This window comes from Mycobacterium sp. (assembly GCF_052144515.1).
Lineage (GTDB): Bacteria > Actinomycetota > Actinomycetes > Mycobacteriales > Mycobacteriaceae > Mycobacterium.
Genome location: NZ_JBKQQD010000380.1, coordinates 1 through 10,426, shown reverse-complemented (window position 1 = coordinate 10,426; position 10,426 = coordinate 1). Strand labels below are relative to the sequence as shown.

Sequence of the window (10,426 nt, the reverse complement as noted above, 5' to 3'; positions counted from 1 at the left end):
AGCTGCGGGTTGCGAATCCGTTGATTGCGGTCTCGAGGTCTCGGCAGGCTGATGGAACCGCATGACACTCGGGATACTAGTCAAGTCATCGCTCTACTGTGCAGCGTTTGGTCCCGGTGAAAATAATTTTTGACAGAACTGTCAAAACTGTTCATGATGGACGCATGGCCGAATTGCCTTGCATGCAGCCCACCGGTTGGTTTCAGGTCGGGTGGAGCAGCACCTTGTCCGTCGGCGACGTGAAGCCGCTGCGTTATTTCGATACCGACTTGGTGATGTTCCGCGCTCGCGACGGCGCTGTGCACGTTCTGGACGGACACTGCCAGCATCTCGGCGCCAACCTTGCCTACGGTGGCTGTGTCGTCGAGGACGGTATCCAGTGCCCTTTCCACGGCTGGGTGTGGAACGGGGAGGGCCGCAATGTGCGTATTCCTTATGAGCCACGGCCCAACCGCGGGCGGCGGATACGGTCATGGCCGGTGGTCGGAGTCAACGAAGGAATCTTCGTCTGGCACGACGCACGAGGTCGCGACCCGCTGTGGCAGCTTCCGTCCTGGGACGAGGTGCTCTCGGACGAAGTCACCAGCCAGACTAACCGGCCGCTGGGGCCCGCTGAGCAACCGTTGTTCTCCGGTGTCAACGTGCATCCGCAGATCATCGCCGAGAACGCCGTCGATCCGCACCATTTCCAGTTCGTACACCGCACGCCGATCAGCCCGGTCGTGCTGGCCGAGACCACTGACGAATACACCTGGCACGCCAAAGTGGGATTCGGAAAGAGGTGGGCAGACGGCGTTGATCGACCGGGGGACTACCGAAACACGATCGAGCTGTACTGGTCGGGCATCGGCTACAGCATCACCGGCGAGACCACGCAAGACGGAGTGCGGATGATCGCCATCAACGCGACCCCGGTCGACGGCGCCACGTGTGACATCTTCGCTAGCTACTGGGTCTCAGAAGCCGAGAGCTACGCCAAGCGCCTCGAGCAGGCGAAAGTCGCGTTACCCGACGACATCAACATCTGGCAGCACCAGGAGTACATGGATCCGCCCGCATTGGCGCAATCCGAGGCGGCCGGTTTCTTGCAGCTGCGCAAGTGGGCGGCCGGGTTCTATCCCGAGGCCGCAACCGCGTCACCGTAGCGGGTCGTGACGACGACCAAGTCCGCGGTAACCCGCGAGGCCATCATGGCCGCTGCCCGAAATGTCTTCGCACGCAGAGGCTATAGCGGCACGCGCGTCACGGACATCACGGAGGGGCTGCACGTCACTCGGGCCAACTTCTATTACTACTTCAACGACAAGAAACAGCTCTTCATTGAGTTAGGCACCCAGACGTATCGCGAGTCGCTCACTGTCATTGACGCTTTCGACGGGATCAGCGATTCCCCGTCGCTGGTCGAAGTGCGGCGGTGGGTCGATCGATATTTTGGCTACCTCGACCGCAACGGCGCGTTTGTCGCCCGCTCCTTCGAGGATTCACCCAACGACCCTGGGTTTCGGGCCACCGTTCGTCGGGTGCATAAGCGGGCGGCGCAACGTCTGGGCGGCCACATCTCAGCCCGCAGCTCGGGAAACTTCAGCTCGCAAGTGGCGCTGGGAATGTCGATCATGGCAATGCTCGAGCGCAGCTGGCTTCTCGTCAACGCTGCCGACGTCGCGATGACGGCGGAATCGGTCGCGCAATCCAATGCAGAAGTCCTGATACACCTGATGCGATGACGGGCGAGCCGCTTGGTAGCCACGTGCACGAGCTGCAGGTGGCCGAAGTCATAGAGGAGACCACCGACGCGCGCTCGTTGGTGTTCACCGCGCCCGAGGGCGCGCAGATCCCAGCCGGAAAGCTGCGCTACGCGCCGGGGCAGTTCCTGACGCTGCGGATACCCAGCGAGCGCACCGGGTCGGTGGCCCGCTGTTACTCGCTATGCAGCTCGCCGTTCACCGGCGACCCGATGACGGTGACGGTCAAGCGCACCGCCGATGGGTATGCGTCGAACTGGTTGTGCGATCACGCGCATGCCGGGATGAAAATTCAGGTGCTGGCGCCGTCGGGAACGTTCGTGCCCAAGACGCTCGACACGGATTTCCTGCTGATGGCCGCGGGCAGCGGTATCACCCCGATAATGGCGATCTGCAAGTCCGTGCTCGCCCAGGGCGCCGGCAAAATTGTGCTGATCTACGCCAACCGCGACGAAACCTCGGTCATCTTCGGTGCCGGGGTGCGCGAACTGGCGGCCAAGTACCCTGACCGGCTCATCGTCATGCACTGGCTGGAAACCCTGCAGGGCCTACCGACCACAACCGCGTTGGCCGGCCTGGCCGCGCCCTATGCCGGTCACGATGCCTATATCTGCGGACCGGGGCCCTTCATGGCCGCCGCTGAGGAGGCGCTGAAGAGCGTCGGGGTGCCGGCTGAGCGCAGCCACGTCGAGGTGTTCAAGTCGCTGGACTCCGACCCGTTCGCAGCTGTCGTCATTGCAGAAGACGACACCGAAGAACCGCCGGCCACCGCGATCGTCACCCTCGACAGCCAGCGCTATGAGGTGCGCTGGCCGCGCACCGCCAAGCTGCTCGACGTGCTGCTCGACAAAGGCCTCGACGCGCCGTTCTCCTGCCGCGAGGGCCACTGCGGCGCGTGTGCGGTGCTCAAGAAGAGCGGTGAGGTCGAGATGGCGATCAACGACGTTCTCGAAGAACGAGATCTCGCCGAGGGGCTGATTCTGGGCTGTCAGGCCCAGCCGCGGTCCGATTCGGTTGAAGTCACCTACGACGAATAGATGAACGCGCGATACCCCCCTCATCGGCCGGTGCCCGTCGTGGTCGACGTCCCCGGCAATGCCGCGCCGCCCAGCTACGGCCGAGGAGTGTCGAGCGCACTCCAGCTAGTCAAGCCGACACTTGACTATTGGTGCTCAGGTCCTTTAAACTTCTGGCTGCCAGCGGACCAGCTTGGTCCTGGCGCCAATTCTCCGACATATGCACCTGAGGTGAGCCGTCATGCCCAGCAGCCGTCTGTACCGACTGATGAATGGGTTTCATCGCATGGTGCTGAAGCTCAGCGGCGGCAGGCTGCTCACCAGCGCCGGCCACATGCCGGTGCTCGAGCTAGTGACGATCGGCCGCAAGACCGGCCTCCCGCGGTCGGTTTTTTTGACCTCGCCACTTCAGGACGGTGAGGTGATCTACGTGGTTGGCTCGCGCACCGGCTCGGACATCGATCCGGGATGGGTGCACAACGTGCGGGCGAACCCAAAAGTCGAGGTTTCTTATCAGGGGGGTCCCCGTACGCCGATGCTGGCCCATGTAGCCAGCCCGGCCGAGCGTGCGCAATTGTGGCCGCGCATCACTGTTCAGCCGGTGGGCTGGACAACCAAAAAGAACCTCTATGCCGACTATCAGACCCGTACCGAACGAGAACTGCCCGTGGTGGCGCTGGAGCCAATCTAATCGGCGAGCGATCTTGTAGCCCGGGACCTTAAGCCCGGCTCTTCCGAGGAATTGGCGCGCTGACTGCCGTCACAGACGACATATGTGGTGCTATTTCTTCATGAGGCGACGCCGGTTATGCGTTGGGAGGCCACCGTGGATGAGCAGCTACGGTTCGTGCGGGTTGACATCTCCGGCGCCGTCGCGACGGTGACGCTCGACCGTCCCCCGGTGAACGCGTTGAATCCGGCGATGATGCGTGAAATCATCTGGGTCTTCGGTGAACTCGGCCGCGGAACCGACGCAGCGGTCGCGATCCTCACCTCGGCGCGCGACGGTGTGTTCTGCGCAGGGGCCGATATCGCCGAATCCGAACGGCGTTATGTTCGCCATGAATTGGCAGAAGGCGAATCGGTGGCCGATTTGATCGACCCGGGCAGGATTGCGCGCGATTGCTTCGCCAGTATCCGAAGGCAAGGCCTGCCCGTCGTCGCAGCCCTCAACGGTGCCGCTGTGGGTGCGGGAGCTGTGCTGGTGGCGTGCTGTGATCTCGTTGTCGCCGCCGAAGAGGCATGGCTGTCTTTGCCTGAGATCCGCGTTGGCGTAGCGGGCGGCTATCGCCATCTGCAGCGACTGCTGGGTGTGTTCAAGGCGCGCGAGATGGCCTTGCGAGGGAACCGCGTGCCCGCCTCCGAACTGTACCGAATGGGCTCTGCGGCCGAGATTGTTCCCCTGTCTCGGCTCTCATCGGCGGCGATGTCGCTCGCGGCTGAGATCGCCACCAGAAGCCCACTTGGATTGCGAATCGCCAAGGAGTCCATGGACAGGGCCGAGGACATGCCGATAGAAGAGGCGTATCGGCTCGAGCAGGACTATACCGCCCGGATGAGCCTGCTGAGCGATTCACGTGAGGCACGTAACGCTTACTTGGAAAAACGTACGCCACAATGGAATTGGCGATAGCCCCTTAGCGTGGCCGCAAGCGTCTTGGCAATTTCAGGCTTCCATCCCACCGGACCAACAGCGATGATGCCAGTCGGGTGGCACCAGCTGCCCGAGGGCCTTGGCCAGAATCAGGGTCACATGTTCACATGTTGGGCCACATACGATCAGGTGAAGGCGTTTATCGACCGCGACGAGCGGGCTGAGTCCATCAACCAAAGACAAGTAGGCACTTGACTACCGTGTGTAGGCGGTCTAGCCTTTGCTTGCCTCGGCAGACAAATTTTTGGGCCTATACCTGCAGTCCCAGGGACGCGCAGGCCAGGAGGACGCTATGCACACAGACGTGAAAGCCGGCTTCGACGAGTTGATCGCCGAGGAGCTGCTCGACAGAACGCGGGAGCTCCTTCCCCTCTTCAAGAAGCATGCGGCCGATGCCGAACGCGATGCGCGCTTCTCGGACGAATGCGTCCAGGCCATGAAAGACAACGGCCTGTTTGACATCATCATGCCGAAGAACAAGGGCGGTCTTGGGGCGTCGTGGACGACGTATCAGAAAGTAACGCACATGATTTCGCGGGTCAGCCCGGCCGCAGGCTGGCTCCACGGCATCTTGGGCGCGTCAAGCTTCTATGCCAACAAGTTTCCGCAGTACGTCAAGGATGAGATCTACGTCGACGGCTTCCCGCCGTTGATGTGCGGTGTGATCAGCCTAGGCGGAGAGATCGAGCCGGTCGACGGCGGATATCTGGCCAGGGCGCGATGGCCGTTCTCGACCGGTTGTTATCACGCCAAGTGGGCTCTGGGCGCTGTCGCGGTCAAGAACGGCGCCGGCGAGATCGTATCGGGGGCAACGATCGTCGTTCCTTCCTCCGACTTCAAGATCGACGACACCTGGAAAGACGTGACAGGGATGCGGGGGACCGGATCGGCCACGGTGGTGGTTGACGGTGCCTTCGTTCCCGAAGACAGGATCGTCCCGATTGAATACAACATGGACAAGACCTGGGAAGCGGTTCCCGAAGACGGCGAGATCACCGACTGCTGGCCGCTGTGGGCGCTGCTGGTCGGGAGTAACACCGCGGTGGCCTTGGGAGCTGCCGAGGGCATGCTGGAGATGGTGCAAAAGGCCGCCCCCTTGCGTGGGATTACCTACACGGGTTATCAACAAATCAGCGATTCCGCGGTGGCGCAGTCGGAATTGGCCAAAGCGGCGCTGCAGATCCATGCGGCCAAGCTCATCATGTACGAGTCGGCGGCCCAGTTGGACCGCAAGGCCGTTGACCGGGAATTGATTACGATCGCCGATCGGGCCCGTTCCCGCGGTGAGCACGGATTCGCCGTTGACCTGCTTCGCCAGGCGGCAGACGCGCTGTTAACGGTCTATGGGACGAGCGCATTCGTCGGATCCAACGATCTCCAGCTTTTCTGGCGCGATATCAACGTGATCACCCGCCATGCCCTAGCAGCGACCAATACCGGAACCGAGTCGTACGGCAAAGCCTTACTCGGAGTCGAACCGAATAACATACTGCTGCCCTACCTGTGACGATGCGATGCGTCAGCCCGCTGCGGTCTCAGGACGACTTCAGGCTGCGAATCTCGTTGTGGACAAGGTGGGTTTCATGTCAATGCACTGCGAGCGCCGGGCATTTCGAGAAATCGGCAATCGTGCAGAACTTCCGGTACGTGTAGGTGCTGACCAGGGTGTCGATGGTGGCTCAATGCGCCGAAATCAGGCAAATTAAAGGAGGAAAAGCAGTGACTTACAAAGTCGTCGTGTGGGGCACCGGGGAGGTGGGCCGTCACTCAATCCGGGCACTGGCCGACCGTAACTCGGAGTTCGACATCGTAGGAGCACTCGTTTACGACCCGAAGAAAGACGGCCGTGATATCGGTGAAATCGCGGCTGCCAAATCGATCGGCGTCAACGCCACGACGGACAAGAACGCGATTCTGGCGTTAGACGCCGATTGCGTACTCCACCATGCGCTCGGTGAACCCGATCCCGACGGAACGATCGACGACATCTGCGCAATGCTGGCGTCGGGCAAAAACGTTGTGACGACCTCGCTTATCGCGTTGACCTGCCCGCGGGTGCTGGGGCCCGAGAAGTTTATGCGCATCGAAACCGCGTGCAAAGAGGGCGGAACCACGCTGCACGGAACAGGCATCGCACCCGGATTCCTCCACGACATTCTCCCGGTGAGCCTTTCGGGACTCTTCCGTCAGATCGACTTCATAGATGTCGCCGAATCCTGTAATTACGCTCTGTATGCGAGTGCGCAGATGGTCTCCGCATGTGGCTTCGGGCTCCCGCCCGACGATCCGAACGTGCCCTTGGCTAACCCCGAAATGATCAAGACCATCTACGGGGCGCCTGTGCAGTTAGTCGCCGATTCCCTAGGTATCGAACTGGATTCGATAGAGGCCGGACGTACCGTGAAGGCAGCTCCCGACAGTTTCGAGGTGGCGTCCGGGCCGATCGTGAAGGGCAGCGCAGCCGCGATGCATATATGGGCCGCCGGATTGGTGAACGGCAAACAGGTAATACGCGCTGGCAACTATGTCCGTATGCGCGACGATCTTGCGCCAGAGTGGCCGCAGGGCGAGGGATGGCACTTATCCATCGACGGTGATCCGACCTTCAAGATGCACGCCGAAATCGGCCTGAATAAGGGTGACGACTACACCGACAAGGAGAATCTCGGTACCGCCATGCATGCTATACATGCCGTCCCGCACGTCGTCGTCGCGGAGCCGGGCATCAAGACCGTTGTTGATCTCGGATACATCATTGGGCGCGGCCTGCTCGCCTCGTAGCGCGAAGGGCCGACATGGCCGACTGCCCGTCGCCGGCGGTCAACTAGCGGTGGTGTTGTCCGCTACCTTGAACCAGGTTCCACCACAGCAGAACTCGCCAGTCACCTACCGCTTCCCCTCCCCCGTGATCGAGTCACCAGATCACAGCGTGATCGAAGATCCGGTGTCTAGCAGCGGGGCTCCCGACGCACAGCTGTGCGCAGTCCACGGCGCGGCACAGCTAATCTCGGCCGGGGTACCGAACGGCCCTCGAAATTAATTCACCAACTTGACATTTCGGACTTCGGGTGACGATCGCGACCGTAAGCCAGCATCTTCGCTCCGAGGCGAAGGCCAGAACCTCTGGTTCGCTTGGGCCAGTGCACGGGGTCGGTCACGAACCTTTCCTATTCGTGAATAGCGAGCGAGGAGTTAATAAGGCGGCCAGCCGAGTTGTGTCATGACCGATGTCTGTACCTGGGACCCGAGCCAAGGTTGCGCGCTGTGATTTGCGAATCAGCAAAGTGGTCGCCGGAGATTGCATAACCCCGTACATCCGGGCACGCAAGCGGCTTGTTGGGGTGGAGATATCGAGAACGCACTCGAATGCGCGCAGACACATGTCGGTGAGGTCAGCCCGCGAGATGTTCTGCGACTGTATCCATTTCACGCAGGCTGCGCGAACGAACGCCAACCAGCCCTCGACGGCGATCTCGGTGGCATCGCGCCGATGTCCCTGCACGACAAGTTGATCGGTCAGCAGTTGGCCCACGACGCTGAGCTCTTCAGCGATGATCGCCTGGATTTCCGGGTCATCCGACAACGCGCCGCGGTTGATCGCGACTGCTTCAAAGGGATGATCGACCAACGATTGAATGTGGGCATGCAGTCCGGCGGCAAGCTGTTCTGCCAGCGGTAGCAGCCGATCAGGGTCGGCGCGCGCCAAAAACCGACCACTGGCCCGCTTTAATATCGCGACGTATAAGTCTCGCTTGCTCGGATAATAGTGATACATCGTCGCTCGCGACACACCTTCGTGAGCGGCGATGTCCCCCACCCATACATCTACATAGGGCTTTTCGGCGAACATCGCGGCTGCGGCGTCAAGTAGCTGTTCGCGGCGCTCGTGCGGCTTGAGCCGGCGTCGTGTCACGCGGTGCCACCGCCAGCATCCGGCCCTGGGCTACGGGCCGCCGGCCCGCTACGCTGCCAGCTGTACCCACCAACGAACGACTCTCGTTCGCCGTGGACTAGTTCACGGGGTCCAGTCACTTCGAGAGTGATCCGCGCAATGGGCGCCGACGTCGTGCACAACGGTGTGCAGTTTACCGACCGACCCATCAGTCCTCTTCGAGGGTCAGGGCCTGCTCCGGACACGCCTCCACGCCTTGGCGGGTGATGTCCTCGTCCGCAAGATCTACGTGGTGGTCTTCCAACGTCGAGTAGCCCGACTCGTCAATGGGGAAGGTCGCGGGATCCACTGCGTAACACTGTGCGTGGCCTGTGCACTTTGACTGATCGAGTCTCACCTTCATGCGGTAACCTCCATTGCTTGTGGTAGATCGTTGTCAGGCCGGGGTGAACGCGAAAGTCAGCAGGCTCTCACCGGTTGTCGTCTCCAACGTCGTCGTGGTGGAGCGCATCGACTGGCCAATGTGCAGATGTTCGATCTCGGCGTCCACAATCAAAGTCTCCACCAGCAGGCCCTCGGCCAGTTCGACATAGCCGACGACATACGGCCGGAACTCGTCGGAGTTGCGTTTCCCCTTGTACGGCGGTGGGGGCGCGAATTCCTGCGTGGTGAACGTGAATAACGTTCCGTGGGTTGATAATTCGATCGGCTTGATGTCATCTTCACCGTCGAACAACTCGGACTGCTCGGCGGGAAACTTCACCACCCCGCTGCTTTGCCGCCGCGAACCCAATAAGATCACCCGGTCGTCGTCGACCCGGAAAAGCCCTTCTGCGATCAGGGCAGCCACGTCAGTTCACCTCGATCACGATCGCTGAACCCATTCCGCCCCCGGCGCACATCGACAGCACACCGATGCCGCCGCCGCGGCGCTGCAGTTCATAGATGGCCGAGGTCACCATGCGCGCCCCGGTGGCCGCGATCGGATGACCGAGGCTGATGCCCGAGCCGTACACGTTGACGATTTCCTCATCCAGGCCGAGCTCCCGAGTGCAGGCGACGGCCTGCGCGGCAAATGCCTCGTTGATCTCGAAGAGGGCCACATCCTCGATCTTGCGTCCCGCGAGCTCTAGTGCCCGTGGAATGGCCTTGATCGGGCCGCTGCCTGTCTGGTTCGGTGGCACACCAACGGACGCCCAAGACAGCACACTGGCCAACGGCTCTGCGGCGCTGTCCGGAGCTGCAAGTGCCACGACCGCCGCGGCGTCGTTGAGGCCGGAGGAGTTGCCCGCCGTGACGGTGAACCCGTCGATCTCAGGGTGCAACACCCTAAGGGCGGCAAGCGATTCCAGCGTCGTGCCGCGGCGAGGATGTTCGTCCTGGTCAAATGCTTTCGTGCTGCCGTCGACCTGGGGCACCGCGACCGGGACGATCTCCTGGCTGAAAGCCCCGTCATCGATGGCCTTCACCGCCCGTTGATGGCTGCGTAGGGCCCATTCGTCCTGGGTCTGGCGGGTGATGCCGAATTGCAGAGCGCAGTTGTGGGCGACGGTGATCGACATGTCCATCGCAGGTGCATCAGGAGTTGGTGGGTGGGAGTACGAGAACCACGGGTCGAGGTAATCATCGGCCGCTTTGCCGTTGGTGAACGGCTTACGTTTGCGGCCGATGGGCGCGGTTGAAATCGACTCGGTACCACCGGCGAGCGCCGCGCGACTCATGCCTGCAGCAATTTGCCCGGCGCCCAGCGCGATAGCGGTCAGACTCGACGCGCACTGGCGGTTAAGCGCAACCCCGGGCAGGCTCACCAGGCCCGCTTCGAGGGCGGCATAGCGGGCAAGGTCACCGCCACCCTGATACACCTCGGCCAGCAGCAAGTCGTCGAAATCCTCGCCGTCAAGGCCGGAGCGCTCGACGACTGCCGATAACACCGGTTTGACTAACGCGGCCGCGTCCACCCTCGCGAGCGCACCTTTGCGAGCTGTGCCGATCGGAGTCCGGGCGGCGGCCACGATTACCGCGCGCGATGTCGTTGTCACGTTATCCTTCCGGAAGCTGGTCCAGGATCACCCTGGCGACCATAAAGGCACAATATACCGTTATACAGATATCTGTATACGAT

11 protein-coding genes are annotated in these 10,426 nt (G+C 61.8%); 7 read left to right on the top strand and 4 right to left on the bottom strand.

Features of this window, described 5'->3' with window-relative positions; translation table 11 throughout:
* The first annotated feature begins 164 nt into the window (after positions 1 to 164).
* The 7 genes from ACLP9N_RS25310 (at position 165) to ACLP9N_RS25280 (ending at position 7,193) form a co-directional block, all read left to right on the top strand.
* The gene (locus tag ACLP9N_RS25310; RefSeq protein ID WP_442409950.1) at positions 165 to 1,145 is read left to right on the top strand and encodes a Rieske 2Fe-2S domain-containing protein; all 981 of its coding nucleotides are present in this window, start codon (positions 165 to 167) and stop codon (positions 1,143 to 1,145) included.
* A gap of 6 nt (positions 1,146 to 1,151) precedes the next feature.
* Positions 1,152 to 1,724: a TetR/AcrR family transcriptional regulator gene (locus ACLP9N_RS25305; RefSeq protein ID WP_442409949.1), complete on the top strand. Its 573-nt coding sequence runs from the start codon at positions 1,152 to 1,154 to the stop codon at positions 1,722 to 1,724.
* On the top strand, positions 1,721 to 2,779 hold the full coding sequence (locus tag ACLP9N_RS25300) for a 2Fe-2S iron-sulfur cluster-binding protein (protein ID WP_442409948.1): 1,059 nt from the start codon (positions 1,721 to 1,723) through the stop codon (positions 2,777 to 2,779). Before ACLP9N_RS25305 ends, ACLP9N_RS25300 begins: the two co-directional genes overlap by 4 nt.
* A 265-nt stretch (positions 2,780 to 3,044) precedes the next feature.
* Complete coding sequence (locus tag ACLP9N_RS25295) at positions 3,045 to 3,449, top strand: nitroreductase/quinone reductase family protein (protein ID WP_442409947.1); 405 nt, start codon at positions 3,045 to 3,047, stop codon at positions 3,447 to 3,449.
* Between the two features lie 117 nt (positions 3,450 to 3,566).
* Complete coding sequence (locus ACLP9N_RS25290) at positions 3,567 to 4,391, top strand: enoyl-CoA hydratase-related protein (protein ID WP_442409951.1); 825 nt, start codon at positions 3,567 to 3,569, stop codon at positions 4,389 to 4,391.
* 346 nt (positions 4,392 to 4,737) lie between these two features.
* Positions 4,738 to 5,919: an acyl-CoA dehydrogenase family protein gene (locus tag ACLP9N_RS25285; RefSeq protein WP_442409946.1), complete on the top strand. Its 1,182-nt coding sequence runs from the start codon at positions 4,738 to 4,740 to the stop codon at positions 5,917 to 5,919.
* A gap of 146 nt (positions 5,920 to 6,065) precedes the next feature.
* A complete protein-coding gene (locus tag ACLP9N_RS25280; RefSeq protein ID WP_442409945.1) occupies positions 6,066 to 7,193 on the top strand; it encodes an NAD(P)H-dependent amine dehydrogenase family protein in 1,128 nt (375 codons plus the stop codon).
* A gap of 373 nt (positions 7,194 to 7,566) precedes the next feature.
* Here ACLP9N_RS25280 and ACLP9N_RS25275 read toward each other — a convergent pair whose 3' ends face one another.
* The 4 genes from ACLP9N_RS25275 to ACLP9N_RS25260 all read right to left on the bottom strand — a co-directional run bounded on the left by ACLP9N_RS25275 (position 7,567) and on the right by ACLP9N_RS25260 (position 10,343).
* The gene (locus ACLP9N_RS25275; RefSeq protein ID WP_442409944.1) at positions 7,567 to 8,325 is read right to left on the bottom strand and encodes a TetR/AcrR family transcriptional regulator; all 759 of its coding nucleotides are present in this window, start codon (positions 8,323 to 8,325) and stop codon (positions 7,567 to 7,569) included.
* A 187-nt stretch (positions 8,326 to 8,512) separates the two neighbouring features.
* Positions 8,513 to 8,707 carry a ferredoxin gene (locus ACLP9N_RS25270; RefSeq protein ID WP_442389279.1) on the bottom strand — a complete coding sequence of 65 codons (195 nt, stop codon included), beginning with the start codon at positions 8,705 to 8,707 and terminating at the stop codon, positions 8,513 to 8,515.
* A 33-nt stretch (positions 8,708 to 8,740) separates the two neighbouring features.
* On the bottom strand, positions 8,741 to 9,154 hold the full coding sequence (locus tag ACLP9N_RS25265; protein WP_442389281.1) for a Zn-ribbon domain-containing OB-fold protein: 414 nt from the start codon (positions 9,152 to 9,154) through the stop codon (positions 8,741 to 8,743).
* A gap of 1 nt (position 9,155) precedes the next feature.
* A complete protein-coding gene (locus ACLP9N_RS25260) occupies positions 9,156 to 10,343 on the bottom strand; it encodes a thiolase family protein (RefSeq protein WP_442389283.1) in 1,188 nt (395 codons plus the stop codon).
* Positions 10,344 to 10,426: the final 83 nt, after the last annotated feature.

Coding starts and splice junctions, on each gene's coding strand:
- ACLP9N_RS25310 (WP_442409950.1), top strand. CDS start 165: ATGGCCGAATTGCCTTGCATGCAGCCCACCGGTTGGTTTCAGGTCGGG.
- ACLP9N_RS25300 (WP_442409948.1), top strand. CDS start 1,721: ATGACGGGCGAGCCGCTTGGTAGCCACGTGCACGAGCTGCAGGTGGCC.
- ACLP9N_RS25295 (WP_442409947.1), top strand. CDS start 3,045: ATGGTGCTGAAGCTCAGCGGCGGCAGGCTGCTCACCAGCGCCGGCCAC.
- ACLP9N_RS25290 (WP_442409951.1), top strand. CDS start 3,567: ATGCGTTGGGAGGCCACCGTGGATGAGCAGCTACGGTTCGTGCGGGTT.
- ACLP9N_RS25270 (WP_442389279.1), bottom strand. CDS start 8,707: ATGAAGGTGAGACTCGATCAGTCAAAGTGCACAGGCCACGCACAGTGT.